Source organism: Pseudomonas promysalinigenes, from assembly GCF_014269025.2.
In the GTDB taxonomy this organism is placed as follows: Bacteria; Pseudomonadota; Gammaproteobacteria; order Pseudomonadales; family Pseudomonadaceae; genus Aquipseudomonas; species Aquipseudomonas promysalinigenes.
In genome coordinates, this window is sequence record NZ_CP077094.1 from 2612539 (window position 1) to 2638786 (window position 26248).

Genomic DNA, 26248 nt, shown 5'->3' on the forward strand with positions numbered 1-26248 from the left:
AGCCTGATGGGAAAATGCTGGCCCCCAAGTTTCGCAAGCACAGGCAAACTCCTTTGATCTTCAGATGCTTAGGACAGCAACATGCGACCCATTCGAGCTACAGTAGCCGTCTTCTCACTCACCGCCTTGGCCTTCGGCGCACACGCCAAGCCGCTTGATCAGAACGACCGCAAAGTGTGTGGTTGGGGCTCGCAAATCGCCGCCGAAGCCCAGCAGGCGAAGCTTTCGGGTGTGACACTGTACGCCACCCGCAAGAAGCTGCAAGTCCGACGCTTCGCCAAACCTTGGATGCGCATGACCGCCTTCGGGATCACAGAACAGACCTACAACAGCCGCTCCAGGCTACCACCGGCTGCAATCAAGAAAACCTACTATGAGCAATGCATCCAGCACGCGATAGCGAAAAAATAATTGATATGGATCAATTGTTTATAGAGCATTCTTCATCCTGAATATTTCACATTTCACGTGAAGTGCATGCCCTCTTTGCACCTAAATACGCCTTGGGCGAAATTCGTTAGACTGATCTGACTCCAATTCAGCCGACGAAAGCATTCGCCCCATGGATGAGCTGCGTAAGATCGACCTCAACTTGCTGCTGGCGCTGCACGCATTGCTCACTGAGAAGCACGTGACGCGTGCGGCTTTGCGCCTGCACCGCAGCCAACCAGCGGTTAGCCACGCCTTGGCGCAGTTGCGGGCACACTTCGACGACCCCCTACTGATTCGCCAACGTGGCCAAATGACCTTGACCGCACGTGCGCAGGCGTTGGCCAAACCACTGCAGGATGCCCTAGGCAGCCTCAACGGTTTGTTGGCCGCACCACTGTTCGACCCTGGCCAGGCGCACCGACGTTTCAGGCTGTCATTGTCGGACTACGCCTCGCGCATCATTTTGCCGCCACTGGTGCGCTACCTACGCCGGGTCGCCCCAGGGATCGACCTGGCTATCAGTCAGGCCAGCCGTGAAACCATGCTCGCCCAGTTACTCGATGGTGAACTGGACCTGGCATTGGGGATTTTTCCGGACCTTCCAGCCGGGATCATCACCCAGACCTTATTCGAAGACAGTTTCATCAGTGTCGCAGACCATCAGGTGCTGCCGGCTGCAGGCGAACTCACCCTAGAACAGTGGCTGACGCGCCCTCACGTGCTCATGGCCATGCATCCCGATGCCTATGATGAAATCGAGCAGGCTCTGACAGAGCAAGGTCTACGGCGCCATATCGCCCTCGCGTTGCCACACTGGAGCGCGGCAGTGGACGTGCTGAGCGGCACGGACCTGATCCTTACCGTCGCCAAGCGCGCGCTCGGGCCGCAGTTGCACCCTTCTCTGTGCCAGTTCGCCCCACCGCTCCCGATAGCCGCACTGGCCTATCAGCAGGCCTGGCACGCACGCAAGGACAGTGACCCTGGCCATCGCTGGCTGCGCGAGGCCGTGTGGGCGTGTAGCCAGTCAGAGCATTGATCAGCGCTCGATCATGGCTCGGCCGGGCTCTGGGCTCGTGGTCCAGCCTCCCTGCACCAGCAACACGCCGCCAAGGATCAACAACACACCCGCTACCCTGGGCAGGTTCACGGGTTTGCTGGCAGCTCCCACCAGGCCAAAATGATCGACAATCACCGACGTCAGAATCTGGCCTGCCACCACCAAGACCAAAAAGCCTGCCGTACCCAGCTTGGGTGTCAAAGCTGCAGCGCCAGCCACATAGAGCGCGCCCAGCACGCCGCCAATCCATAGCCACCAAGGCCCCTGCGCGGCTTTGCTCAGGTCAGGCATGGGCACACGCAGAATCAGCAACGCTGCAATCACTACCAGCGAACTTACCGTCAGAGAGGTGAACGCCCCCCACAACCAGTGCCCGAGTGCACGACCAACCGCGGCGTTGCTAGCTGCTTGATACGGCAGCACCAACCCCGCCAGCAAGGCCATCAATATAGGGAGAGCAGTCAGTAAAATGGATTTGGAGATCATGATCGAGCCCATCGGTATACAAGATGAGCAGATCATCACTTGATAACCATTGATTATGGAAATCGAAGATATGCACGCTGATCATTCGTGCTACGAATGCCCCACCCTGAAGCCTGTCCCTTCCGCGACATGATGGCGAAAAGGACAGGCTGGGGCTCTAGCTTTACTTGCGGGTAACCCGCCACACCGTGTTCGCCAGGTCGTCGGCGATGATCAGCGCGCCTCGTGGGTCGACGGTCACCCCCACTGGGCGGCCACGGGTCTTGCCATCTTCACCACGGAAGCCCGTCGCAAAGTCGATGGGCTCGCCTGCAGGCTTGCCGCCTTTGAAGGGTACGAAGATCACTTTGTAGCCGACGGGGTTCGGGCGGTTCCAGCTGCCGTGTTCACCCACGAACGCCCCTTCGGCAAACCGCTCACCCATCGCTGCATTGGAGAAATCGACACCCAGCGCAGCGACGTGGGAACCCAAGCTGTAATCCGGCTTGATGGCGGCAGCCACCTTGTCCGGGTTCTGCGGCCTAACGCGCTCATCTACGTTCTGCCCCCAGTAGCTGTAGGGCCAGCCGTAGAAGCCGCCCTCACGCACCGAAGTGAGGTAGTCCGGTACCAGGTCCGGCCCCAGTTCGTCACGTTCGTTGACCACCGTCCACAGTTGGCCGGTATCTGGCTGGATGGTCAATGCGGTTGGGTTGCGCAGGCCGGTGGCGTACGGCCTATGGGCTCCGGTGACCGCATCCACCTGCCAGACCATGGCGCGGTCTATCTCCACCTCCATGCCGCGCTCGGTGATGTTGCTATTGGAGCCTATGCCCACATACAGATAGCGCCCATCGGGGCTAATGGTCAGCGATTTGGTCCAGTGATGGTTGACCTGCCCTGGCAGGTCGGTGAGTTTGCTGGGTGGGCCGCCGGCTTTGGTCTGGCCATCCTGGTAATCGAAACTCACCAGCGCATCCTGGTTGGCGACGTACAATTTGCCGTCGGCATATGCCAGCCCATAAGGCGCGTTGAGGTTATCGGCGAATACCGTCTGCATCTCGTAGGTGCCATCACCATCGGCATCGCGCAGCAGGGTCAAACGGTTGCCACCTTTGACCTGGGTATTGCCCTGGGCCTTTATCTGACTGGCGATCACATCCTTGGGCTTGAGCTTGGCGGCGCTGCCGCCACGCCCCTCGGCGATCAGAATATCGCCATTGGGCAGTACCAGGCTTTGACGCGGAATTTTCAGATCGGTGGCGATGGCGGTGATGCTGAAGCCCTCGGGCACTGTAGGTTTCTGATCACCCCACTGCGCTGGTTGGGCGATTTTCATACTGGGCAACAGCCCGCGCTCAGGCGCAGGCAGCTTCGGATCAGGGCCCAGCGCTTGATTCGGCTCACCGTCACCACCACAGGCGGCCAACAGCAGGGCCACGCTCAACAGAGAAAGTGCGTGCAATGGCTTCATGCTTCAACTCCCGAACGCAGATTGCTCAAGCCCAGCCCAGCGGCCACGCAGGCCAGGATGCTGACGATTACCGACAGCACCAAACCAGCGGGCATCACTGCCCAGGCATCCTTGGCGTGTTCGAAAGCATTGATCAGGCCCAGCACCCACGTCACCAACAGCAGCAGCAAATAAAGGGTCGGCCGCCCAGCTTTGCGCCGAGCGCGCACCAGGTTGGCCAAGGCGAACAACAACGCCAGCCCGCAGAACAACAAGCCACCGGCTATCAACCATGCGGCGAAGTTGCTCCACTGGATCTGATAGCTCATGTAGTAGGCAATGTCGCTCAGCAGTGCGCCGAGAAACAACGGTACCGTGCCGGCCAGCAAAATCGCATGCAGCGGGCTGGGCGTGCATCGGTAAAGAGTGTGCTCAGTAGCGCTCACGGCGCCTCCTTATCAGTCGGTATCCTAAGGCTGGCAGACTGGCGCGCGGCTCGGTCCATCAGGCGTGCGCAGGGTGCGCTTAAGAAGGGATCACCTGGATGTGCGGATAGTTCACCGCTTGGCTTGATGCAAGTAGTCTTGAAGACTCCATGCACGGGTGACAAGGGGGCAGGATGGGCATCGAGGACAAACGCCATAGGGCGTGCTGGGCTACAGCTGTGCTGATGGCCGTGAGCTTGGTCATCAATGCCGGATGCTCGAGCAAAAGCACCAAGGCGCGCTACTATGCCGCGGCGCCTGGTTCCAACTGTTTCGCCAAGGCGTTGCCCAGCATTGGCGAAGGCGGACTTGCCTGGGGCAATACCCTAGGCATCGCCAAGCAGAAATCGTTGAACAATTGCATCCGATACGCCGGCCGCTCCGGCGGCACACCTGGCACATGCCAGGTAGTGCTCGCCAAGTGCAAGCACTGAGGTTCAAGGCCGGCTGGCGCCGCAGACGGCGACGGCGCATCGGTAACGGCCAGCCAATTGCGTCGCCAACGGGCGCACAGCGCCCTGCCAAGGCTCAGGCGAACTTTGCCCGGGCAGCATGCAGCTTCTTGTAGCTTTCGATCAGGCGCAGATGTCGGTCCAGCCCTTCGAGTTTCGTGCTGGTCGGCGTCAGGCCGTAGAATCGAACGCTTGCCTCGACCGACCCCAGCGCTGCATCCATCCGCTCATTGCCGAACATGCGCCGCAAGTTGGTCTCGTAATCGGCGATTTCAAGCTCATCGTCCAAGTACACCTCCAACACCACGTTCAGCGCCTGGTAGAAAAGCCCGCGATCGACAGTGTTGTCATTGAATTGCAGGAACGCCTCGACCAGCTCCTTGGCATCCTCCAAGCGCTTGAGCGCAAGGCAGATCAGAAGTTTGAGCTCCAGAATGGTCAGCTGGCCCCACACCGTATTCTCGTCGAATTCAACGCCAATCAGCGTGGTGATAGTGGTGTAGTCATCCACGTCGAGGTTGTTCAGGCGTCGGCGCAGGGCGCGCAGCGCTCGGTCGTCGAGGCTGTGCAGGTTGAGAATGTCGGCGCGAAAATCCAGAGCGCGGTTGGTGTTGTCCCAGATCAGGTCTTCAACCGGGTAGATCTCGGAATAGCCTGGCACCAGGATGCGACAGGCAGTGGCGCCGAGATTGTCGTACACGGCCATGTAGACCTCTTTGCCAAGGCCTTCGAGGATGCCGAACAAGGTTGCCGCTTCCTGGCTATTGGAGTCCTCACCGTGGCCTGAGAAGTCCCATTCGACGAACTCGAAGTCGGCCTTGGCGCTGAAGAAGCGCCACGACACCACACCGCTCGAATCGATAAAGTGCTCGACGAAGTTGTTCGGCTCGGTGAGGGCATGGCTTTCGAAGGTCGGTTGCGGCAGGTCGTTCAGCCCCTCGAAGCTGCGCCCTTGCAGCAGCTCGGTAAGGCTACGCTCAAGCGCCACTTCGAAGCTTGGATGGGCACCGAACGAGGCAAATACCCCGCCGGTACGCGGGTTCATGAGTGTCACGCACATCACCGGGAACTCACCGCCGAGCGATGCGTCCTTGACTAACACCGGGAACCCCTGCTCCTCCAGGCCCTGTATACCGGCCAGGATGCCCGGATACTTGGCCAGCACATGCGGCGGAACGTCCGGCAGGGCCAGCTCCCCTTCGAGTATCTCGCGTTTGACGGCACGCTCGAAAATTTCTGACAGGCACTGTACCTGGGCCTCGGCCAAGGTGTTACCAGCGCTCATGCCGTTGCTCAGGAACAGGTTTTCGATCAGGTTGGAGGGAAAGTACACCACCTGTTGATCGGACTGGCGCACGAATGGCAGCGAACAGATGCCGCGCTCGGTGTTGCCCGAGTTGGTGTCGTACAGGTGCGAACCGCGCAGCTCGCCATCTGGGTTGTAGATGCCTAAGCAGTGCTCATCGAGAATCTGCGTGGGCAAAGCGTCTTTTGGCCCAGGCTTGAACCATTGCTCGTTCGGATAATGCACGAACGGCGCATTGGCAATGTCCTCACCCCAGAACTGGTCGTTGTAGAAGAAGTTGCAGTTCAGCCGCTCGATGAACTCACCCAGCGCCGAGGCCAGCGCGGCCTCTTTGGTCGAGCCCTTGCCGTTGGTGAAGCACATCGGCGACTGCGCATCGCGTACGTGCAGCGACCAGACGTTAGGCACGATGTTGCGCCATGAGGCGATTTCGATCTTCATGCCCAGGCCTGCGAGGATACCGGACATGTTGGCGATGGTCTGTTCCAGCGGCAGGTCCTTGCCGGGAATGTAGGTGGTGGTTTCGGCCACCGGCATCAGCAGGCCCTGGGCATCGGCGTCGAGGTTGTCGACCTGCTCGATGATGAACTCAGGGCCGGTCTGCACGACTTTTTTCACGGTGCAGCGATCGATCGATCGCAAGATGCCCTGACGATCCTTCTCGGAAATGTCCTCAGGCAGCTCGACCTGAATCTTGAAGATCTGGTTATAGCGGTTTTCCGGGTCGACGATATTGTTCTGCGACAGGCGAATATTCTCCGTGGGGATATCGCGGGTCTGGCAGTAGAGCTTGACGAAGTACGCCGCACACAGCGCCGAGGACGCCAGGAAATAGTCGAACGGGCCAGGGGCCGAACCATCGCCTTTGTAGCGGATCGGCTGATCGGCGATCACCGTGAAGTCGTCGAATTTGGCTTCAAGACGAAGGTTGTCGAGAAAGTTGACTTTGATTTCCATGCGGACAGTACCGTGATTTAAGCGTGCAAAACGAAATTGGCCGGCATTATCCGGGTTTTCGCCCCGGAAGTCCCCTTCGCCATCCCGTGCGCCTACCCAATCCAACGGATTGCTTGCCTGATCCTGCGAACCCCCATCTGCAACCTGACCAGTGGTCGTATCTGTGTGCTAGCGTTTCTGGATTGGGGGGCAACGAATCCCCCAGTCGACAGTCAATGCCATCAACCGATGATCAGCAGGTGAGCCATGGAACTTCGTATCAACCAGACGACCTACCAGGTCGACGCCGATGCCGACACGCCGTTGCTGTGGGTACTGCGCGACGACCTGGGCATGACTGGCACCAAGTATGGTTGTGGGCTGGCCCAGTGCGATGCGTGTTCAGTGTTGGTCGATGGCAACGTTGTGCGTGCCTGTGTCACCCCAGTAGCCGGCGTGGTTGGCCGCGAAGTCACCACCATCGAAGCGGTAGAGGCCGATGAAGTCGGCAAGCGTGTGGTCGCAGCTTGGGTCAAGCACCAAGTGGCGCAATGCGGCTACTGCCAATCTGGTCAGGTCATGGCTGCCACGGCGCTGCTCAAGCACACCCCCAAACCGAGCGATGAGCAGATCAACGCGGCGATGGTCAATCTCTGCCGCTGCGGCACCTATAACGCCATTTACACGGCGGTGCATGCACTCGCCCAAGGGGAGCAGGCCTGATGAATACTCCCATCGATCATGGCGCAGTGCTAATGGAGTTGCAAAAGGGCGAAACCGTCAATCTGTCGCGTCGTCGCTTCCTGGCCGGCACAGCGGTGGGTGCACTGGTGCTAGGTTTTGGCCTACCACTGGGGTCGGCTCGGGTACAGGCAGCGACGCCAGCCACAGCAGAACGCGGCACCCAGGTTCCGGCGTTTCTGGAAATCCGCCCTGATGGCAAGGTGCGCCTGCTCAGCCCATTCATGGAAGGCGGTCAGGGCCCGTTCACGGCCATGGCGCAGATTGTTGGCGAGGAACTGGACGTTGACCCTGTCAATTTCCTGGTCGAGAGCGCCCCGCCTGGTGAAGCCTATGTGGTGATGGAAAATGGCATGCGCATCACGGGCGGTAGCATGTCGGTGCGCATGAGCTACCCGACCATGCGCCGGCTCGGCGCTCTTGGCCGGGCCATGCTGCTACAGGCCGCCGCCGAGCAATGGCGCGTGCCAGTCGATGAGCTGACCACCGAGCCTGGCAAGGTCGTGCACGCAAACTCCGGTCGCTCACTGGCGTACGGTGAACTGGCCGGCCGCGCCATGGACCTGCCGGTTCCGGATCCAGGCAGCGTCAAACTGCGCGACCCCAGCCAGTTCCGCTGGATCGGCAAACCAGTACCGCGCTTGGATGCCTACGACAAATCCACGGGCAAGGCCCAGTACTGCATCGATATCAAGGTCGATGGCATGCTGCATGCCGCCGTGCAGCATGCGCCGCGCCTGGGCATGACCGTGGGCAGCCTACGCAATGAGGCGCAGGTTCAGGGCATGAAAGGGGTGCATTCGGTGCACCAGCTGCCAGGGGCGGTAGCCGTGGTGGCCGAGCGCTGGTGGCATGCCAAGCGCGCCGTCGAGGCGATTCAGGTGGACTGGAAAGAGCCTGAGGCCGACAGCCAGGTGCGGGCAATGCCGGCAGACTTCTCAAGCGATGGCTGGCGGGAGCACTTGGCCAATGCGCAAGGCCCGGCCCGCGACGATGAACATGAAGGGGACGTTGAAAGTGCCTTGGCCAATGCCAAGACCACGGTCCAAGCCAGCTACCAGAACCAGTACCTCAACCATGCCCAGCTCGAGCCGCCGTCCGCCATCGCTCGCTTCAACCCTGATGGGACCCTCGAGGTGTGGCTGCCTAACCAGGCCCCGGACATGTTCCGCGATGACATCGCCAAGCGCACCGGCCTGGACGCGGCTCAAATCACCTTGCACTCGCCGCTGCTCGGTGGCTTCTTCGGTCGCCATTTCCTCTACGATTCGGCCAATCCCTATCCACAAGCCATTGCCCTGGCCAAAGCGGTCAATCGCCCGGTCAAGCTGATATGGAGCCGTGAGGAAGAGTTCTTGCGCGACGTGCTGCGCCCGGTGGCGGTGGTCAAGTTCCGTGCAGCGCTGGATGCCGACGGGCTACCGGTAGCCCTCGAAGCGATCAGCGCCACCGAAGGGCCCACCGAAGCCCTCGCGGGCAAACAAGGCGAGAAGGTCGACCCCACTGCTGTAGAGGGGCTTTCGGGCAAAGCCTACGCCATCGCCAACAAGCGGGTCGCCCAGATCTATGTGAAAGGCCCAGCAATGCTCGGTTACTGGCGCTCGGTGGGCAACTCGTTGAACGACTTCTTCTACGAATCATTCCTCGACGAATTGGCCGACAAGGGCGGAAAGGATCCTTACGAACTTCGCCTGCACTTGTTGCGTGACAATCAGCGCCTGACCAACCTGCTGCACGCGGTGGCCGAACTGTCCGGAGGCTGGAAGCGCGGGCCATTCACCGCTGAGGACGGCAGCAGGCGCGCCCGTGGCATTGCCATGGCTTCACCGTTTGGCTCGCAAGCGGCGGCCATCGCTGAGGTGTCCATCGAAAACGGTCAGGTCAAGGTGCATGACATATGGCAGGCAATTGACCCCGGCAGCATAGTCAACCCCTCGATCATCGAGCACCAGGTCAACAGTGCAGTGGCACTGGGGCTGTCGCAGACGCTGGTGGAGGAAGCGGTCTTCATCGATGGCAAGCCCCGTGCTCGCAACTACGACTTGTACCCAATCCTGCCACCCTCGCGTATGGCTCGGGTGCATGTACGTATCGTCGAGAGCGGAGCAAAGATGGGTGGCATCGGTGAGCCGCCGTTGCCGGCAGTGGCGCCTGCCGTGGCCAATGCCGTGGCGCAGTTGACCGGCCAACGGGTGCGTAGCCTGCCCTTGAGCCGCCATACCTTCAGCTGACTGGAAAAGGACTGCCCAATGAGCCATCGTCGTTTCGCCAGAGCCGCTGGCTGGCTGGCCATGCCGTGCTTGATCGCGGCCGGCCTGCTGGCCTGGTACGTGACCCGCGAACCAGCCAGCCCCTTCAACACCGACCAAACACAACAATTTGACCCCGCGCAGGTCAGCCGCGGCGAGTATGTCGCCAGGCTGAGCGATTGCGTCGCTTGCCACAGCCTGCCCGACAGCAAGCCGTTTGCCGGTGGTTTGGCCATGGCCACGCCCTTGGGTACCATCCATGCGACCAATGTCACCCCTGACCGCGAGACTGGCATCGGCAATTACAGCCTGGCTGATTTCGATCGCGCCGTACGCCATGGGGTGGCGCCCGGCGGTCGTCGGTTGTATCCCGCCATGCCCTACCCCTCTTACGCCAAACTCAGCGATGACGATGTGCAGGCGCTGTACGCCTTCTTCATGAGTGGTGTGCAGCCAGCTCATCAGGCAAACCTGCCAAGCGATATCCCTTGGCCGTTGAATATGCGCTGGCCCATTGCCTTGTGGAATGGGCTGTTCGCCGCCAAGTCCCCTTACGCCGATAAGGCCGGGCAGGATGCGTTGTGGAACCGCGGCGCCTACATCGTTCAGGGCCCGGGCCATTGCGGCAGCTGTCACACCCCGCGCGGCCTTGCGTTCAATGAAAAAGCGCTCGATGAAGACGGTAAACCCTACCTGGCCGGCGCCCTGCTCGATGGCTGGTACGCCCCCAGCCTTCGCAGCGACCCCAACACCGGCCTTGGCCGTTGGAGCGAGGCTGAAATCGTCCAGTTCCTCAAGACAGGCCGCAATCGGCATGCGGTCGTCTACGGGTCCATGACCGAAGCGTTCAACAACTCCACCCAGTTCATGCACGATGAAGACCTGAACGCTATTGCTCGCTACCTCAAATCCCTGCCCGGCGACCCTGAACGAGACGGTGCGCCTTGGCAGTATCAAGCGTTGTCGGCAGCCACACGGTTGGACGACCCCGGCGCGCACACTTACGTGACCCGTTGCGCCAGCTGCCATGGCCTCGATGGCAAGGGTCAGGGGCAATGGATGCCACCGCTGGCCGGTGCCACTTCGGCGTTGGCCCGCGAAAACGCCTCGGCGATCAACATTACCCTCAACGGCTCGCAGCGCGTAGTCGCCGCCGGAATACCGGATGCTTACCGCATGCCCGCCTTCCGCGAACAGTTGACGGACCCGCAGATCGCGGCGGTGCTGAGTTTCGCGCGCAGCGCCTGGGGCAATAACGGTGGCACGGTGGACGCGCAGGCAGTGAGCAAGCTACGTGGGCACACCGACCCGGCCAGCAGCAGCCCGATCATTCTGCACATGCGTTGAGGGCCCGGGCCAATGGAAAGTATCGACTTGTTGGTGCTGCGTAGCGCACACGATTGGCTGCTGGCGGGCGAACGCGTACTGCTGGCCACCGTCGCCCGCACCTGGGGCTCATCGCCCCGGCCAGTAGGTTCGATGATGGCCTTGCGCGGCGACGGCCGGGTGGTGGGAAGCGTATCGGGTGGCTGCATCGAAGACGATCTCATCCACCGCTACACCACCGCCTACCGCGGCGAGGGTATGCCATCAAGCCCACCGCAGGTGGTGCGCTATGGTGTCAGCGCCGATGAAGCCCACCGCTTCGGCCTCCCCTGTGGCGGTACGCTGGAGTTGATCCTCGAATTCGACCCAGCGCTGGCAAGCCTGGGGCAACTGCTGCAGCTACTGGAGGATGGCAACCTGGTGCGCCGGGCGCTGAACCTGCAGAGCGGTCAGGTTCAATTGACCACCAGCGTGCCGCCTGAACCGTTCCAGTTCGACGGCAAAATGATGGGCAACCCCCTCGGGCCGGGGTATCGCCTACTGCTGATCGGTGCCGGGGTGCTGGCCGAATACCTGGCAACCATGGCGCTGTTCAATGGCTTCAAGGTGGCAGTCTGCGACCCTCGCCCCGAATACATGGACGGGTGGAATGTTGCAGGCGTGGAGAAGATCGTCGGCATGCCGGATGACGTAGTGCGCGCTTTTACCCCCGACCTGCGCAGTTGCATCGTGGGCCTAAGCCATGACCCCAAGCTCGACGACCTGGCACTGCTCGAGGCGTTGCGCAGCCCTGCATTTTACATTGGCGTGATAGGCTCACGGCGCAATAACCAATTGCGCCGTGAGCGCCTGATCGAGCATTTCGGCGAAACCGAAGCCTCACTGCAAAGGCTGCACGGGCCGATTGGCATCTATATCGGCAGCAAGACCCCTGCGGAGATTGCCGTCAGTGTCATGGCCGAAATCCTGGCGGCCAAGAACGGTATTACCTTGCCGAGCGCGGTCGATGTCAGCGCTGCCAAGCGGGCGCTTGAGGCTCAGGATTAAGCTACCAATCCCTTGGACGCGCGTTTTGAAATGCCTGCGGTCGTCTGAATCAGCCCAGGCGTAGCGAAAGGCGATTCAGATCAGCCAGGGGCTATGTGATGCACGCTAGCTGATTGTATGAAGAACGCCGCGATAGCCGATCAGGCGCCCTGCGGCGCTGTGGCGCCTGAAAATCTGCATTTCGAACTGGCCAATGCTGCCATCGGCGCAGCGTAGTGCAGTCCAGACTGACGCCCCGGGCTCGGTTTCAGCGATTACCGAGGCTATATCAGGGCTTGAAGGCTGCGGCGCTTGCAGTGAAGCGAAGGAGCGCCCAAGCATCTGAACCGCCGGGTAACCAAGCAACGTGCAGAACGCCGGGTTTACTGACGCAATCCTGGCCAGCTCGTCAAGCTCGAAATAGCCGTCTCGCATTGCTTGGAGAATCACACGGTCGCGGGCTTCGTTTTGCTCAAGGCGGTCGAGCACACGGTTCGCTTCGCGTGCCAGGGTGCCCAATTCGTCAACGCTGTCATCTGTCAGGCGTCGCCCGACCGCTGACCCACCCACGGCGAGCAGTTCGCGATGCAAGCGCGCAATGCGTCGCAGTAGATTCACGTTCAGTGCAAGGTAGATCAATAGCCATGCCAGGCAGAGAAGCCCAAATGTTACGCCGAGAAAGATAGTTAGCTGCTGCTCGCCCTCCAGATAAAGGTGGCGTTCACGGGTCAATTGCAGCCGCAGTTGCGGCTCACCCAGGCTGTCATGAAACAGCAGGTCGATACTCTGATGGCGGCCATCGACTACCTTGCGATTACCGATGCTCATCAATTCAGTCTGAAGCGCTGGCCGCTGCTGCTCGCTGGTCACAGGCAGCCAGGCCAGCTCGCCGGCCAATTGTTGCTGCAGCATGGTGATTCGCTTGCGGTCCATGAAGGTGCCGGCCAGCAGTACACCGCCGGCCCGTTCGCCGCTGCGAGCGGTATCGACTGCCACGATGATCAGCGGCACCCTGAACACTGCCAGTAATTGCGCAGGCGGCGCCACATCCTGGGCCTGGAGCAGACGCACCAATTGCTGCTCAGCGCCTTCATGCAGCGCCTGCAAGCTGAAGGGTCGAACGCCAGAGGGGCGTTCCAGCGTCGTGAGGTCAAGCGGCCGCCAACTCTGCCGGCGCATGCCATTGGCAAAATAGCCGATGAAGTCGAAACCGCTGCGGCCCAACGTGGCAGCATCCAGGGGGAAGGCCGCTGGTACGGCCCCCGGTAGCGCCTGGGCCCATTGCCGCAGGCGGTTGGCGTCACGCTCGAAAGTACTGCCTAGCAACGCCCGCAGGCGTTCGGCTTCGGCAACCAGCAGGCGTTCGTCCTGTTTGTCCTGGGGCGCCAGCAGCATGCTCTGGGCTGCGAAGTAGATGAGCAGCAACACCAGCAGCAGCGGCGGGACTAACAGCCAGAGCAGTTTAGCGCGTAGCTTCATGCGGGCCCCCATACCCTTGTTCAACCGCCTGATGCAGCCGGGCGAGCTCGCCTGGCTCGACGCCAGCCCGCGCTACTGCGAGCCGCCCGTACAGGTTGCGGTCAAAACATGAAGATTTGGCATCGGTGCTTGAGAGTAAAGTCGAAAAAAAGCCGATATGCCCGTTAACACTGTACGGCACGACTGTGCATGCGGCTGCGTGTTTCGCATGCACATCCGGGGGTTAACTGATTACCGCTGTCCATTGCAGACAGCGGCAGATTCCCAATCTTGCGTTTATCGGCACATGCGCTTGATAGCGCGGTCGGCGGCAGCTTGGAATACCCGCCTGAGCGCCTCCAGTTGCTCCTGGTTGAAAGCCTTGGCACAGGTCAGCCCTTGCAGAAAGCCGATTCCCCAAGCTTTGGTTTCAGCCAGTTCCTGACGGTTTTCGGCGTCGGCGATATCACCCAGGTGCAGTGCTGCGGGGTGCTCGTAACGGTCTTCCAGCGCCAGTTTGCGTAGCTCCTCCAGCGCCACCTTGAACTCGGCAGCGGCAACATCGTCCAGGCCCAGGTGCTCGTACTGCAGCAGGCTTAGACGGTCGGTGGCGGTCATCTTCGAATCTCCGTTTCACAGTAGTGGAGCAAGTGCGAGAAATTCACCCAACCGCCGCGACGCATCCGGATGCCAGCGAAGGTGGTGTGGTTGATGGTTGTATACCACAACTCAGGCCCATGCCCCTAGCGGCGCGCGCCATACGGCCATGAGCCGGGGGCGGTACTGTCGACTGCGTAAGATCAGCAAAAGCCAAACAGCCGCTGCGGGGTGTCCCACATGACCTGGCGACGTACCTGGGCATCGGGCATCAATCGCTCTGCAAGCTTGAGCAGCGGCCCGTAATCCACCCGCGCGTGCTGGCGTATGAAGGGCCAGTCCGAGCCCCAAACACAGGCGTGCGGGCCAAATCGCTCGAGTAGCGCACGGATGTAATCGTGGCTCTGCCGATACAGGTCATCGGCTTCGGCGAACTTCTGCACGCCGGAGAGCTTCACCCAAGCTCTGCCGCTGTCGGCAAGCCCCAGCAATGCCTGGAAACCAGCCTGCTGCAGCCCCATGGCGGCATCTGGCCGGCCGCAGTGGTCGATCAACAGACGAACCGAAGAGCGTTCTATCAGCTGCTGTAATCCCAGCAGTTGGTCTTGGCACACCTGTACCTGAGCAAACATACCCAACTCGGCCAGCTTACCGAACAAGGGCTCGGCATCGGCCATGCTGGCTACGCCGTTCAATGCTGGGTTGAAGGCCACCCCGACCACGCCCTGGTGCTGCAGCGCGGCCAAGGCGTCCAGTCCGATTTGCCGCTCGACTACCGCAATGCCCTTGAAGCGTCCGTGGCCTGTTGCCAGGGCGTGCAGCAACAGTGCGTTGTCGGTGTGGTAGCCACTGTTGGGCCCCACCAGCAACGCATGGCGCACGCCATACGCGTCGAGCACCTGGTTGAACTGGGTTAGGGTTGCCACCTCCTGGCCAGCCGGTGCGTAAGGGGCCTGGGGGTGGTATGGAAAGTTTGAGGGGTCGAACAAATGGTTATGGCAGTCGATCTTCGGTTCGTCGTAGATGTTCAAGCGTATCTTCTCCAGGCGCCAATGCGTTTGTTACACCTATAGTCGATGCATTAACCGATCCTGTCGAAACCTATCGACGCGTGCCGGGCTGATACGGTTGCAGACAGTCATCCACAAGCGTAACAGCGCCTGTGGCGGATACAGCACGGCCGAGCGCTCGAGCGAGGGCGGCAAGTCGGGGGATTCACTTGGCCGTGGGTGCGCATGGCGAACATTGGATCCAGCGCTGAAAACCCGCTACCCTTGAGCGCTACGCCAGCTTGCCAGCTGGCGTGCCTCAATCCCTATGGAGTTTCATCGACATGAACGTCTCGTTCCGCCCCACGTGGTTGCTTGCCCTCGCCCTGCCTCTCGCACTCGCTGCCTGCGGCGACAACGAACCCAAGCAACGCGCTGCCTTCAGCGAATTCCTGCAAACCCGCATCATCGACAAGCCCGGCGTTCACGTTCCCAAGCTCAGCGCCGATGAGTCGAAGGCGTTCGGCCCCTACAGCGACCACTACGCGGTCATTACCCACTTCAATAGCGCCATGGATGACGCCGTCAAGCCCCTTGGCGGCCTGCTGCAAAAAGGCGCGGTGCGTTCGCTAGACGATATCACCAGCCGCCGTGACGACATCAAAGCAGTACAGACTGGCCTTAACGACATGGGCAGCGAGCTGCAAGTGCAAAAAGCCAAGGCCGATAGCGCCCATGCTCAGCTCAAGCAGCCGGAAGATCTCAAAGTGGTCTACGACAAAGCGTATGACCGCACTGTCAGCGTGCCGGCCGATACCTTCCTCCAGGTGCTGCCGCAGATCAACGGCACCCTCGACAGTAGCCTGAAAGTGGCCGACTACGTCGAAGCTCATAAAGCACAGATCCAGATCAACGGGCCGGTCGTCAAGGTCACCGACCCTACAGTGCAGGCGCAACTCAACGCGTTGCTGCAGGACCTGACGAATCAGGCCAAAATCGTGCAGCAGGCTCAGGCGCAGCTCAAGACTGTAATGCTCGGTCGCTGAACCGCATCAATCCAGGCGTGGCAGCATGATCGCCACACTCAAGCCGCCACGCTCGCCCAGATTTGCAGTGATAGCGCCTGCGTGCAGCTCGACGGCGCGGCGAGCGATGGCTAACCCCAGGCCGAAGCCATCGCCACCCTGCTGCCCGCCGCGGTCGAACGGTTCGAAAATGCGCTGCAGGCGTGATGCTTCTACCCCCGGCCCCTGGTCAACGATCAGTACCTGCAGCTGGTCGCCAGCGCCGATCAGCAAGGCCTCGACCCGCACTTCACTGCCCGCTGCGGTATAGCGCATGGCGTTACGGATCACGTTCTCGAAAGCACGATACAGCAGTTCTTCATGCCCTTTGGTGACGAATGCGCTGGCCCCCTGCAGGGTGACCTGCGCCTGTTTCATACTGGCTTCGAAGCGGGCATCTTCGACGATCTGAGCCAGCAACTCGACGACATCCAGCTGTCCATGCTCGCTGCTGGTCTGTTGCGACTGCACCCTCGCCAAGGTCAATAGTTGCTCGATCAAGTCATCCATGCGCCGCGATTCGCGCTCGATGCGCCCAAGCATCTGCGTGCGCTCAGGCTGCTGGCGCAGCAGCCCGATGGCAACGTGCAAGCGAGTCAAAGGCGAGCGCAGTTCGTGGGAGATATCGTGAAGCAGTTGCTGCTGCGCCTCGACCAACGCTTTGAGCTGCCCAGTCATGCGGTCACAGTCTTCGGCCAGCTCGACGATCTCATCGCGGCGCCGTCCCAGACGCGGGCGTATACGTACATCGAACCGGCCTTGGGCAACCTGGCCCATGGCCTCACGCAGCCAGGCCAACGGTCGGGTCAGATAAAGACTGCACAAAAAGGCGAACAGAGCACTCATCAGCGTTCCGGTCAGCAATGGCCCCATCGCGCGCGGAGGTGGCGCCTCGTTCAGGCGGGCGGGTACCGAGGCGCGCAGCACCAAGGCTCGCCCGCCTTCGTCGAGCAGCGCCCTTTCAAAACGCGGCGTTTGCACGGCACGCCCGGCCAGCAGGTGGCCGGTGCCGTCATACAAGCCGACCTGCACCTCTGGAGGCTGAGGTGAAACCTGCAAGTATTGACGGCCAGCCTGTTCGCCGTAGCGGTGTAGCAGGTTCAGCTCGGTGGCCAGCATTGAGCGCAACCCTGGGGTGTCACCGCGCAACTCGTCGAGCATGAAGGCACCGGCACCGACCAGGAAAGTCAGGCTGTTGGCCAGCCAGAATGCCAAGAACAGCTTCCAGAACAGGCGCCGGCGTATCATTCAACGATCAGCATGTAACCCATGCCGCGCACGCTCTGGATCCAACTGCTGCCATCGACGCGCGGGCCGAGCTTCTGGCGGATGCTGCTGATATGCACATCGATGCGCCGGTCATAAGCGGTCAGCGGCCGCCCCAAGGCGTTGAGCGACAAATCCTGCTTGCTCACCAACTGCCCCGCTTGGCGCATCAGGGCTTCGAGCAGACTGAATTCTGTACCGGTCAGGTCCAGCGGTTTCGCCCCCCACTGCGCCTTGCGCCGGGCCGGCCACAGGGTCAGCGCGCCACGGCCTATCGCCTCTGCGCCCTGACTCTCGGCCAATATTTGCGGATGCACTCTGCGCAGGATCGCCCGCAGGCGGGCCACCAGTTCACCGGGTGAGCTGGGCTTGGGAACATAGTCATCGGCGCCAAGCTCCAGCCCGGCGATACGGTCAATATTGTCACCACGTGCAGTCAATAACAGCACCGGCACTTGGCTCTGCGCACGAATGCGCCGTAGCACTTCGATGCCTGAGATGCCTGGCAACATCACGTCCAGCACCACTAGGCGATAGTGCCCGCTCAAGGCACGCGCCTCGCCCTCCTCGCCAGTGGCCACGGCCGTGGCCTGAAAGCCCTCGCGCGCCAGGTAAAGGGCAAGCATTTCGGTTAGTTCACGGTCGTCATCGACCAGCAGTACGGGAATCATGGTGGGTCAGGTGCCAGCCTCTGCAGAGGTGCAATGATCGCCTTGCATGAACAGCAAGTGGGCAAACTTTACACATCTTTACCCTCGGTTAACGGCGCCGTACACAGCCCGCCCGTATGCTCATCGCCCGCTTCCCGGCAGCCCCGCGCTGCTCTTTAATGCCCGCCTGGAACCTTCGATGAATTACCCGCGACTGTTGCTCTCCCTCCTCGTGCTCAATGCTTCCTTAGCCCAGGCCGAGTCGTTCAGGATCGCCGACATCCGCGTCAACGGCCTGCAGCGGGTATCCGCTGGCAGCGTGTTTGGCGCTTTGCCGCTGAACGTTGGCGACCAGGCCGACGACAAGCGTCTGGTGGACTCCACCCGCTCGCTGTTCAAGACTGGCTTCTTCCAGGACATTCAGCTCAACCGCGACGGTAACGTACTTATCATCAACGTGGTCGAGCGCCCGTCGGTGTCGAGCATCGAGATCGAAGGCAACAAGGCGATCAGCACCGACGACCTGATGAAGGGCCTGAAGCAGTCGGGCCTGGCTGAGGGCGAGATCTTCCAGCGTGCCACCCTCGAAGGCGTGCGCAACGAGCTGCAGCGCCAGTACGTTGCCCAGGGCCGCTACTCGGCCGAGGTGGACGCCGAAGTGGTGCCCCAGCCGCGCAACCGCGTAGCCCTGAAGATCAAGATCAACGAAGGCACCGTCGCTGCCATCCAGCACATCAACATTGTTGGCAACACGGTGTTCAGCGACGAAGAGCTGCAGCAGCTGTTCGGGCTAAAGACTACCAACTGGTTGTCGTTCTTCAAGAACGACGACAAGTACGCCCGCGAAAAACTGTCCGGTGACCTGGAACGCCTGCGTTCCTACTACCTGGACCGCGGCTACATCAACATGGACATCGCCTCTACCCAGGTGTCGATCACCCCGGACAAGAAGCACGTCTACATCACCGTCAACGTCAACGAAGGCGAAAAGTACACCGTTCGCGACGTGAAGCTGTCGGGTGACCTCAAGGTGCCGGAAGACCAGGTCAAGTCGTTGCTGCTGGTGCAGCCTGGCCAGGTGTTCTCGCGCAAGGTGATGACCACCACCTCCGAGCTGATCACCCGTCGCCTGGGCAACGAAGGCTATACCTTCGCCAACGTCAACGGCGTGCCGCAGCCCAACGATCAGGACCATACCGTCGACATCATGTTCGTGGTGGACCCTGGCAAGCGCGCGTACGTCAACCGTATCAACTACCGCGGCAACACCAAGACCGAAGACGAAGTGCTGCGCCGCGAGATGCGCCAGATGGAAGGTGGCTGGGCGTCGACCTACCTGATCGACCAGTCCAAGACCCGTCTGGAGCGCCTGGGCTTCTTCAAGGAAGTCAACGTCGAAACCCCGGCCGTGCCAGGCACCGACGACCAGGTCGACGTCAACTACAGTGTCGAAGAGCAAGCTTCCGGCTCGATCACCGCCAGTGTCGGTTTCGCCCAGAGCGCGGGCCTGATCCTGGGTGGCTCGATCAGCCAGACCAACTTCCTCGGCACCGGTAACAAGGTATCCATCGGCCTGACCCGTTCGGAGTACCAGACCAAGTACAACTTCGGTTTTGTCGATCCCTACTTCACCGAAGACGGCGTTAGCCTGGGTTACAACCTGTTTTACAGCACGACTGATTACAGCGACTACTACGATGACGGGGTTTCATACTACGCAATCAACAGCTATGGGGCAGGCGTCAACTTCGGTTACCCCATAAACGAAACGTCGCGCCTGACGTATGGCCTGACCCTGCAGCACGATGACATCAACCCAGGCACCTACAGCGCCGACGAGATCTACGACTTCATCGAGCGCGAGGGCAAGAGCTTCAACAACCTCAAGGCCTCGATCGGTTGGTCCGAGTCGACACTGAACAAAGGCGTGCTCGCCACTCGAGGCCACTCGCAGTCCCTGACACTGATGGCCACCACGCCTGGCAGCGACCTGTCGTTCTACAAACTCGACTATACCGGGCAGACTTTCCTGCCCTTGAGCAGCGACACCACGCTGCGCCTGCACAGCACGCTAGGCTACGGTAACGGCTACGGCTCCACCGATGGCCTGCCATTCTATGAAAGCTACACCGCCGGCGGCCAAGGCACGGTGCGCGGGTTCAAGGACGGCACCCTCGGCCCGCGCAGCACCCCTGCCACCGGCAACTATGCCAGCGCCGGCCAGGCCTACTACTCTGACCGAGACACCGATGTGCTTGGCGGCAATATCCTGGTGACTGGCGGCGCCGAGTACCTCTTCCCGATGCCTTTCATCAAAAATCAGAGTCAGCTGCGCAGCTCGGTTTTCGTCGACGCGGGCAACGTCTACTCCGACAAGTGCTACCTCTCCACGACCCAAGGGTGCGGCAACGTCGACTTGAACCAATTGGCTGTATCCCTGGGCGTGGGGGTCACTTGGTACAGCCCCCTGGGGCCGCTGAGCTTCAGCCTGGCAGCACCGCTGAAAAAGCCGGACAACGCCGAGACGCAAATCTTCCAGTTCTCGCTGGGGCAGACCTTCTGATGCAAGGCCTGCAAATTACCGGCTTTTACCCTCGCTTAACCCAAGTTCACAGTAGCTTCGGCTAAGCTCAAACCCATATGACAAGCCTTTCAGGTAACCACATGCCCCCCTTCGCCCCCACTGCGCTGGCCACGGCACTGCACGACGACAGCCACACATCGCTGCTCGATCTGGTGCAACGCCACCTTGCTTCCCTGCTCGGCTCGCGCTATACGATCACCCTGGCCGTCAGTGGTGATGTACCTGAACAGTACCACTTGGCCATTCAACACAGCCAAAGCGGCGTATCGCTGGAAGACAGCGGCAAGATCGACTCAGGTTTGGCCGAACGGCTGGTTGCCATGGGCGCTCAGGTCAAAGCCATGCTCGAGTCAGACACATTCGCGCGCATGAGCAGCAATGACCCGACACGGCCACTGGTCTGGTTGAAGGGTATTGAGCCACCAATACACTGAATAACCAGAACTTTTCCCCCATAACTTGTCTATCTGCGCATATTCAACGACAACCTTGGGGGTTGCCTGAGTCATGAAATTCATTCTCCCGCGCGTGCTCTTCGCTGGCCTGCTGGCCTTGGCGTCGATTGCCCCGGCGTCTGCCAGGCCAGCTAACACTGCAGCATTGGCCCTGCCCGATCAAACCGTAGTTCAAGCGCCAACCGTACGGGCCGAGAGCCCATGGCCGAGCGTTGCCAGCGTTGCCGAGGGTCGTCCGGGGCCGCTGCTGGCTCACGATGACCGCTATTGGCGGGACGGACGCTGGCACTATCACAGCCAAGACCGCCGCCGCGAAGAATGGCGCCGGGCACAGTGGCGGCGCGAGCAGGCACGGCGCGAGGCCGAGCGCCGCCGTGACTGGGAACGCCGCCACGAACGCGCACATCACTACCAGTACGATCGCCGCCACTACCAGTACGATCGCCACCACTACCGCCGCTGAGCATCCAACCAACGGGCGCCATTGGGCCCTGGCCGCACTACGCCGTCGGAATGGGCAATAGCCCAATCCCACCTAGGCTTCGCTGCCCCCTGCCAGGGGGGCTACCAAGGGACGGTGCGCTTGCTGCTCACTGGCATGGCGCCGCTATCAAGCCTGGGCTCGCGGACAAGGTTGCGGAGCATCGAGTACCCTCAGCGGCGCGACAGCAGCTTGGCCAAAAGGAATGTGGCCATTACCGCAAGCACCACGGCGGCGGCAATCGACGGCACGCTGCCCCACTGCTCGAGAGTCCCCTTGACCATCAGATAGAAGCCCAGCACACCCACGGCACCTATGGCGTTGCCGCGAACGATTGCACCCAGTTCACGGTGCCCTCCCTGCACATGGGCAAATACCGCCAGTGGCCAGGCGATGACGGGAATCGGCGCCAATAGCCCACTGGCCACAGGACCGAGCCATTGGGCGCTTGCGGTGATCGCCAGCAAAAGTGCAGTGGCCGTCAGCATGCGCATCGGGATCACCCAGCGTGGCATTTGCACGACCTTGGCAGCACTGCCGGGCGCCGGTTGCGACGTCGCAAGGATGATCGCACTCAACAGCGCCAGGGTCACCCCCACTGAAAGTACGACCGATCCCAGATGGCTCATCAGCAGCGCCGCTGCGGCATAAACCGCCAGGGCGGTTATGCAGCCAGGCAATGCCCCAATACGCCGTGTGACCCAGAAGTAGAACAAATAGGTTGCCTGTACCGCCGCCAGACCGGCCAAGGCGCCAGGTACGGCCTGCAGGGCAAAGCCAGGGCCCTGCTCAAGGCTGAGAAACAGCACCACCAAGGCTGATGTCACCGGCAGCCCGGACAATAGGCCACCAATTTGCGTGCCCCAGCGCCTGGCTGCCAGCGAGATGGCCAGCATGAGTGTGGGGGTGATGAGGAACTTGAGGTAGAGGGCGGTCATTGGCGCTGGTGCGTGTGAGTGGGGCCTGGTGGGCGGCGCCCCAATGCTAAACGATGCGCAAAGGCTTTTCGCGGTTTATTCATTGCCCTGCCAACATGAGTTGGGCCATCACCTCGGCGCGCGAGGTCACGTTGCCGAAGTGGTGCTTCCACAGGTCTATGCCCAGCTTGCCAGAGCGGTCAAGGGATGAGCCAACGGTGAGGTCGGTCACCAGGGTCGGGCACAACCCGGCATCGAACAAAGCGAAGCCTGCGGCCAGCACGCAGGTTTCGGTCTGCATGCCGCAGACAAGCACGCGCTCGACGCCCATCTGTTTGAGGTGAGCGATCGCCTCGCTGGTCTGACCATAGCCATGCTTGACGAACACGTGGTCGACTTCGACCAGGCACTCATCTTCACTGGCCGGGTGCCAACCCAACTGACGCTGAAACGGCGTCACCTGTTCATCGTGCAGTTCAACCGATGCCACCGCGGGTATGCTCGCCGACAGCAGCCTGATCCCATCGACCAGCCACTCCGGGGGGCTGAAGGTCGACTGGACATCAACGATGAGCAGAACCTGCTGCATGAACGACTCCTGAATGCTCGAAACGGTCGCGGAGTATATCTGCATCAATGGCTACTGGTGGAATCGGCCCGGCACTGTGTATGCTGGCTTCGCCCAGCCCGACCCGTCGTACGCGCCTATGCCAGTTGACCTTCAAGCGCTTTACCCCAAGCTGATTCAGCTGATGCTGGACACCGTCTTCGTGGTCGACAGGGACAACATCATCGTTTTCGTCAGCAATGCCTGCCATGCGTTACTCGGCTACCGAGCCGACGAGTTGGTGGGTACGCCGATCACCCGTTACATGCATCCTGATGACCTCGACGCCACGCGCGCATCGATCGTGCGGGTGATGAACGGCCAGGCCCACAGCGACTTTCGCAACCGTTACCTGCGCAAGGACGGTGAGGTGGTGCATATCCTCTGGTCAGCATTCTGGTCCGATGAGGTTGGCGCCCGGATCGGCGTGGCACGCAATGTCACAGCACTGACTCAGGCCGAACAGGCGTTGCGCTTTCTCGCCCACCACGACTCGCTGACCCGGCTTTGCAATCGCTCCCTGTTCAGCGAACGGCTGGCCGGTGCGGTGCGTCAGGCAGTTCCTTTTGCCTTGTTGTTTCTGGACATCAACGACTTCAAAGGCATCAACGACGTGCACGGGCATGCCATCGGCGACCGGGTGCTGTGCGAGGTCGCCCGGCGGCTGGAGGGGTGTGTCGGGCCTCAGGACACGGTGGCGCGTATGGGGGGCGACGAATTCACCGTATTACTGTGCGGTGTGCATGCCGGCACGGTGCCCGAGAAGACGGCGCAGATCCTCGCTGCCATGGCAGCCCCGCTGGCCAGCGAGCCCGATTCACTGCCCATGCCGTCCTGCAGCATTGGGGTGGCCTGCTACCCGGCCGACGGCGACAGCATCGACGCGTTGCTCAACTGCGCCGATAGCGACATGTACCGCAACAAGCGGCGCAGGTCTTTCCCAAGGTAGGGCTTTGCCGGCAACGGCTGCGCACGGGCGATCTGCTGTGGCATGCTTTGCGCCCGCAACACACGCCCACACAGGTAAATCGTCATGACCCAAGCCACCGACCAGGCATTCTACGACCGCGCCGATGCGCATATCGACCTGGCCAATCAGCAGATCGATACCCTTGCCGACGTCGGCAAGGTCAGCGCCTCGATGACGTTTGCCGCCAGCCGTTTCAGCGCCTGGATCAGCGCCCGTAACTTCAAGTCCGGCGCTGAAATGGCTGCTGCACGCGAGGAAATCGTCAAGTACTTCAGCGACCAGTACCGCATGATGCTTGAGGACAACGTCGACGAGTACATCGATCAGTTCGACCACTACGTCCTTGGCAAACAGCGCTGAACGTCAAACCCGGAACCGCCCCACCAACGCCGTCATTTCCCCGACCAGCCCGGACAACGCCTGGCTGGCCTGGCGTGTCTGCTGCGCGCCTTGCGCCGAATGCCCGGACAACTCGCGGATATTCAACAGGTTGCGGTCAACTTCACGGGCCACTTGCGCCTGTTCTTCCGCTGCACTGGCAATCACCAGGTTGCGCTCGTTGATTTCACTGATAGCACTGTAGATGCCTTCCAGCGCTTGGCCCGAGGCCAGGCTCACTTCAAGCGTTGACTGGGCGCGGCGGGTACTGGTCTGCATCGAGGCCACTGCCGCTTCGGTGCCCTGCTGCACGCGGCCGATCATCTGTTCGATTTCCTGGGTCGAGGCTTGGGTACGGTAAGCGAGGGTGCGCACTTCGTCGGCCACCACGGCAAAGCCGCGCCCGGCGTCTCCGGCACGGGCCGCCTCGATGGCCGCGTTCAGCGCCAGCAGATTCGTCTGTTCGGATACAGAACGGATCACTTCCAGGACCTTGCCAATATCCCGCACCTGCCCGACCAACTGCTCCAGATGGGCACTGCTGGTCTGGATCTCGTCGGTCATGGCCTGGGTACCATCGATGTTCTCGCTGACTTGCTGGCGACTTCTTTGCGCCAACTGATTGGATTGCTGGGTAGCTTGGGAAGTGGTGACAGCGTTACGCGCCACCTCCTCTACGGCTGTGGTCATTTCAGTGACGGCGGTGGCAGCCTGTTCCAGCTCCTGACCCTGTTGCCGAAGGTTTTCTGCGCTTTGCTCGGTAACGCTGTTCAAGGCATGCGCTGCGTCGGACAGTTGCCGGGTGCAGTCGCTGATACTGCCCAGCGTTTCACGCTGACTCTGCTGCATGCGCTGCAGCTCATGGAACAATTGCCCGATCTCGTTGCGTTGATGCACCTGGACCGGCACGCTGAGGTCGCCGCCGGCAATTCGTTGGAAATGCAACCCAGCCTCACGCAGCGGGTGCAATACCCGTTTGGCGATGAACGCCCAGCACAGCGCCGCGAGCATTAAGGTCACCGCCAGCAACCCCAGGCTCAGCAGTTGCGCGCGCGCCAGGCGGCGGTCGGACTCCTGCATGATCTGCTGGCCGCGATCGCCCAGCGCAGCCACCAACTGCTGGCGCAGTGCCTGCAGCCGACCCATGGCGTTTCCGGCATCGATGTTGACCTTAAAGTACGCGTCCAGCGAGCGTTGACGGGTGGCTTCGCGTTGGCCAGCCACGGCCTTAGCGTACTCGCCGAACGTCGCCTGCAGCTCCATTGCCAGCTTGCGCAGGGCCGGATCACGCATGTTTTCTACAAATTCATCCACCAGGCCCTGGCTCTTGCCTAGCAACTCGACCGAAAGTGCCATCCGCTTGTTCGCACTTTCGTCATGGTCACCTAGTTGCTCGATGAATCCTGAAGAGACGTTGGCACTGGAACGAATCGCCATCAACAGGGCGTTGTTCAACCGGTCAGATTGATGAGCGGTCTGGTCCAGCTCGTTTATCTGCGCGTCGCTGCCCAGCGCCGCACGCCAAGCACTGACGGTTGAAAACAACAAGGTCATGCTGAACAGCAACAGCACCCAGGCCATTCCGGTACGAATTTTCAGGTTGGCAAACATGCAAGCAGTACTCCTTCAGTGCTGGTTGTCACCACGTTGGGTCGAAATTTCGACGGTGGGTGAGCAGCTATCGGAGAGGCTGACGCATGCTTGAGGGCATGGCAGGTGCTTGTGTTCGATAAACGAACGAATCTTGCTTACGCCTTGCATCAGCGTGCCCATACGTGCAAGGGTAAAAAAGGAACGTCAGTCACCAGAGAAGGAAAACCCTTACCTTATGCTCGGAATCACACGTATCCATCGCTATGTGCGCCCATTGTCCGCCACCCCTTCGGCAGCCAGTGGGCGTGAAT

25 protein-coding genes are annotated in these 26248 nt (G+C 61.0%); 13 read left to right on the plus strand and 12 right to left on the minus strand.

The features are described 5' to 3' along the window. The first annotated feature begins 81 nt into the window (after positions 1-81). Both HU725_RS11815 and HU725_RS11820 read left to right on the plus strand, forming a co-directional pair. Entirely contained in the window at positions 82-411 is a 330-nt protein-coding gene (locus HU725_RS11815) for a hypothetical protein (protein WP_186477354.1), read from the plus strand. Between the two features lie 151 nt (positions 412-562). Next, the gene (locus HU725_RS11820) at positions 563-1468 is read left to right on the plus strand and encodes a LysR family transcriptional regulator (protein WP_186477355.1); all 906 of its coding nucleotides are present in this window, start codon (positions 563-565) and stop codon (positions 1466-1468) included. On the opposite strand, the gene HU725_RS11825 is transcribed toward HU725_RS11820, so the two are convergent. The 3 genes from HU725_RS11825 to HU725_RS11835 all read right to left on the minus strand — a co-directional run bounded on the left by HU725_RS11825 (position 1469) and on the right by HU725_RS11835 (position 3853). Further along, positions 1469-1975: a DMT family transporter gene (locus HU725_RS11825; RefSeq protein ID WP_186477356.1), complete on the minus strand. Its 507-nt coding sequence runs from the start codon at positions 1973-1975 to the stop codon at positions 1469-1471. It abuts the gene before it with no gap. A 163-nt stretch (positions 1976-2138) separates the two neighbouring features. After that, complete coding sequence (locus HU725_RS11830) at positions 2139-3428, minus strand: PQQ-dependent sugar dehydrogenase (protein ID WP_060479654.1); 1290 nt, start codon at positions 3426-3428, stop codon at positions 2139-2141. Further along, positions 3425-3853, minus strand: coding sequence for a DUF2231 domain-containing protein (locus HU725_RS11835; RefSeq protein ID WP_060479655.1), 429 nt, complete (start codon positions 3851-3853; stop codon positions 3425-3427). Before HU725_RS11835 ends, HU725_RS11830 begins: the two co-directional genes overlap by 4 nt. A gap of 224 nt (positions 3854-4077) precedes the next feature. On the opposite strand from HU725_RS11835, the gene HU725_RS11840 reads away from it, so the two are divergent. Continuing rightward, positions 4078-4326, plus strand: a complete 249-nt coding sequence (locus HU725_RS11840) for a hypothetical protein (protein WP_225915482.1) — start codon at positions 4078-4080, stop codon at positions 4324-4326. A gap of 94 nt (positions 4327-4420) precedes the next feature. Here the strand turns inward: HU725_RS11840 and HU725_RS11845 are convergent, their stop codons facing one another. Then, positions 4421-6607, minus strand: a complete 2187-nt coding sequence (locus tag HU725_RS11845) for an OsmC domain/YcaO domain-containing protein (RefSeq protein WP_186477358.1) — start codon at positions 6605-6607, stop codon at positions 4421-4423. A gap of 246 nt (positions 6608-6853) precedes the next feature. On the opposite strand from HU725_RS11845, the gene HU725_RS11850 reads away from it, so the two are divergent. From HU725_RS11850 to HU725_RS11865, 4 genes are read left to right on the plus strand one after another with little or no spacing between them, the layout of a single operon-like run. After that, positions 6854-7309 (plus strand): (2Fe-2S)-binding protein, encoded by a 456-nt coding sequence (locus HU725_RS11850; protein ID WP_186477359.1) that lies wholly within the window; start codon positions 6854-6856, stop codon positions 7307-7309. After that, the gene (locus HU725_RS11855; protein WP_186477360.1) at positions 7309-9558 is read left to right on the plus strand and encodes a xanthine dehydrogenase family protein molybdopterin-binding subunit; all 2250 of its coding nucleotides are present in this window, start codon (positions 7309-7311) and stop codon (positions 9556-9558) included. The genes HU725_RS11850 and HU725_RS11855 overlap by 1 nt, the downstream gene beginning before the upstream one ends. 18 nt (positions 9559-9576) lie before the next feature. Then, a complete protein-coding gene (locus HU725_RS11860; protein ID WP_186477361.1) occupies positions 9577-10923 on the plus strand; it encodes a c-type cytochrome in 1347 nt (448 codons plus the stop codon). A gap of 12 nt (positions 10924-10935) precedes the next feature. After that, positions 10936-11949: an XdhC family protein gene (locus tag HU725_RS11865; RefSeq protein WP_186477362.1), complete on the plus strand. Its 1014-nt coding sequence runs from the start codon at positions 10936-10938 to the stop codon at positions 11947-11949. Between the two features lie 105 nt (positions 11950-12054). On the opposite strand, the gene HU725_RS11870 is transcribed toward HU725_RS11865, so the two are convergent. The 3 genes from HU725_RS11870 to HU725_RS11880 all read right to left on the minus strand — a co-directional run bounded on the left by HU725_RS11870 (position 12055) and on the right by HU725_RS11880 (position 15014). Beyond that, positions 12055-13407 (minus strand): PAS domain-containing protein, encoded by a 1353-nt coding sequence (locus tag HU725_RS11870; RefSeq protein ID WP_186477363.1) that lies wholly within the window; start codon positions 13405-13407, stop codon positions 12055-12057. Between the two features lie 276 nt (positions 13408-13683). Then, complete coding sequence (locus HU725_RS11875; protein WP_060479663.1) at positions 13684-14004, minus strand: hypothetical protein; 321 nt, start codon at positions 14002-14004, stop codon at positions 13684-13686. 182 nt (positions 14005-14186) lie between these two features. After that, entirely contained in the window at positions 14187-15014 is an 828-nt protein-coding gene (locus HU725_RS11880; RefSeq protein WP_186477364.1) for an amidohydrolase family protein, read from the minus strand. A 302-nt stretch (positions 15015-15316) separates the two neighbouring features. On the opposite strand from HU725_RS11880, the gene HU725_RS11885 reads away from it, so the two are divergent. Then, entirely contained in the window at positions 15317-16018 is a 702-nt protein-coding gene (locus HU725_RS11885) for a DUF3053 domain-containing protein (RefSeq protein WP_186477365.1), read from the plus strand. Positions 16019-16024: 6 nt separating this feature from the next. Here the strand turns inward: HU725_RS11885 and HU725_RS11890 are convergent, their stop codons facing one another. Together HU725_RS11890 and HU725_RS11895 are read right to left on the minus strand one after the other, a co-directional pair. Next, positions 16025-17284, minus strand: a complete 1260-nt coding sequence (locus tag HU725_RS11890; protein WP_186477366.1) for a HAMP domain-containing sensor histidine kinase — start codon at positions 17282-17284, stop codon at positions 16025-16027. Next, complete coding sequence (locus HU725_RS11895; protein WP_186477367.1) at positions 17281-17973, minus strand: response regulator transcription factor; 693 nt, start codon at positions 17971-17973, stop codon at positions 17281-17283. Before HU725_RS11895 ends, HU725_RS11890 begins: the two co-directional genes overlap by 4 nt. Before the next feature lie 178 nt (positions 17974-18151). Between HU725_RS11895 and bamA the strand changes: the two genes are divergently transcribed. The 3 genes from bamA (at position 18152) to HU725_RS11910 (ending at position 21454) form a co-directional block, all read left to right on the plus strand. Then, positions 18152-20515 carry an outer membrane protein assembly factor BamA gene (bamA, locus tag HU725_RS11900; RefSeq protein WP_217872344.1) on the plus strand — a complete coding sequence of 788 codons (2364 nt, stop codon included), beginning with the start codon at positions 18152-18154 and terminating at the stop codon, positions 20513-20515. Between the two features lie 101 nt (positions 20516-20616). Further along, entirely contained in the window at positions 20617-20970 is a 354-nt protein-coding gene (locus HU725_RS11905; protein ID WP_186477799.1) for a hypothetical protein, read from the plus strand. Between the two features lie 73 nt (positions 20971-21043). Beyond that, the gene (locus tag HU725_RS11910; RefSeq protein WP_186477800.1) at positions 21044-21454 is read left to right on the plus strand and encodes a hypothetical protein; all 411 of its coding nucleotides are present in this window, start codon (positions 21044-21046) and stop codon (positions 21452-21454) included. 191 nt (positions 21455-21645) lie between these two features. Here HU725_RS11910 and HU725_RS11915 read toward each other — a convergent pair whose 3' ends face one another. Continuing rightward, positions 21646-22410: a hypothetical protein gene (locus HU725_RS11915; protein ID WP_186477801.1), complete on the minus strand. Its 765-nt coding sequence runs from the start codon at positions 22408-22410 to the stop codon at positions 21646-21648. Positions 22411-22489: 79 nt separating this feature from the next. Further along, on the minus strand, positions 22490-22978 hold the full coding sequence (locus tag HU725_RS11920; protein ID WP_186477802.1) for an isochorismatase family protein: 489 nt from the start codon (positions 22976-22978) through the stop codon (positions 22490-22492). A 118-nt stretch (positions 22979-23096) separates the two neighbouring features. Between HU725_RS11920 and HU725_RS11925 the strand changes: the two genes are divergently transcribed. Together HU725_RS11925 and HU725_RS11930 are read left to right on the plus strand one after the other, a co-directional pair. After that, a complete protein-coding gene (locus HU725_RS11925; RefSeq protein WP_186477997.1) occupies positions 23097-23945 on the plus strand; it encodes a GGDEF domain-containing protein in 849 nt (282 codons plus the stop codon). Between the two features lie 84 nt (positions 23946-24029). Continuing rightward, entirely contained in the window at positions 24030-24326 is a 297-nt protein-coding gene (locus HU725_RS11930; protein ID WP_060477134.1) for a DUF3144 domain-containing protein, read from the plus strand. A gap of 3 nt (positions 24327-24329) precedes the next feature. Here the strand turns inward: HU725_RS11930 and HU725_RS11935 are convergent, their stop codons facing one another. Further along, complete coding sequence (locus HU725_RS11935) at positions 24330-25955, minus strand: methyl-accepting chemotaxis protein (protein WP_186477803.1); 1626 nt, start codon at positions 25953-25955, stop codon at positions 24330-24332. Positions 25956-26248: the final 293 nt, after the last annotated feature.

Coding starts and splice junctions, on each gene's coding strand:
- HU725_RS11895 (WP_186477367.1), bottom strand. CDS start 17,973: ATGATTCCCGTACTGCTGGTCGATGACGACCGTGAACTAACCGAAATG.
- HU725_RS11860 (WP_186477361.1), top strand. CDS start 9,577: ATGAGCCATCGTCGTTTCGCCAGAGCCGCTGGCTGGCTGGCCATGCCG.
- HU725_RS11885 (WP_186477365.1), top strand. CDS start 15,317: ATGAACGTCTCGTTCCGCCCCACGTGGTTGCTTGCCCTCGCCCTGCCT.
- HU725_RS11890 (WP_186477366.1), bottom strand. CDS start 17,284: ATGATACGCCGGCGCCTGTTCTGGAAGCTGTTCTTGGCATTCTGGCTG.
- HU725_RS11905 (WP_186477799.1), top strand. CDS start 20,617: ATGCCCCCCTTCGCCCCCACTGCGCTGGCCACGGCACTGCACGACGAC.
- HU725_RS11930 (WP_060477134.1), top strand. CDS start 24,030: ATGACCCAAGCCACCGACCAGGCATTCTACGACCGCGCCGATGCGCAT.
- HU725_RS11870 (WP_186477363.1), bottom strand. CDS start 13,407: ATGAAGCTACGCGCTAAACTGCTCTGGCTGTTAGTCCCGCCGCTGCTG.
- HU725_RS11820 (WP_186477355.1), top strand. CDS start 563: ATGGATGAGCTGCGTAAGATCGACCTCAACTTGCTGCTGGCGCTGCAC.
- HU725_RS11825 (WP_186477356.1), bottom strand. CDS start 1,975: ATGATCTCCAAATCCATTTTACTGACTGCTCTCCCTATATTGATGGCC.
- HU725_RS11840 (WP_225915482.1), top strand. CDS start 4,078: ATGGCCGTGAGCTTGGTCATCAATGCCGGATGCTCGAGCAAAAGCACC.
- HU725_RS11850 (WP_186477359.1), top strand. CDS start 6,854: ATGGAACTTCGTATCAACCAGACGACCTACCAGGTCGACGCCGATGCC.
- HU725_RS11815 (WP_186477354.1), top strand. CDS start 82: ATGCGACCCATTCGAGCTACAGTAGCCGTCTTCTCACTCACCGCCTTG.
- HU725_RS11935 (WP_186477803.1), bottom strand. CDS start 25,955: ATGTTTGCCAACCTGAAAATTCGTACCGGAATGGCCTGGGTGCTGTTG.
- HU725_RS11845 (WP_186477358.1), bottom strand. CDS start 6,607: ATGGAAATCAAAGTCAACTTTCTCGACAACCTTCGTCTTGAAGCCAAA.
- bamA (WP_217872344.1), top strand. CDS start 18,152: ATGAATTACCCGCGACTGTTGCTCTCCCTCCTCGTGCTCAATGCTTCC.
- HU725_RS11865 (WP_186477362.1), top strand. CDS start 10,936: ATGGAAAGTATCGACTTGTTGGTGCTGCGTAGCGCACACGATTGGCTG.
- HU725_RS11925 (WP_186477997.1), top strand. CDS start 23,097: ATGCCAGTTGACCTTCAAGCGCTTTACCCCAAGCTGATTCAGCTGATG.
- HU725_RS11920 (WP_186477802.1), bottom strand. CDS start 22,978: ATGCAGCAGGTTCTGCTCATCGTTGATGTCCAGTCGACCTTCAGCCCC.
- HU725_RS11875 (WP_060479663.1), bottom strand. CDS start 14,004: ATGACCGCCACCGACCGTCTAAGCCTGCTGCAGTACGAGCACCTGGGC.
- HU725_RS11915 (WP_186477801.1), bottom strand. CDS start 22,410: ATGACCGCCCTCTACCTCAAGTTCCTCATCACCCCCACACTCATGCTG.
- HU725_RS11830 (WP_060479654.1), bottom strand. CDS start 3,428: ATGAAGCCATTGCACGCACTTTCTCTGTTGAGCGTGGCCCTGCTGTTG.
- HU725_RS11910 (WP_186477800.1), top strand. CDS start 21,044: ATGAAATTCATTCTCCCGCGCGTGCTCTTCGCTGGCCTGCTGGCCTTG.
- HU725_RS11855 (WP_186477360.1), top strand. CDS start 7,309: ATGAATACTCCCATCGATCATGGCGCAGTGCTAATGGAGTTGCAAAAG.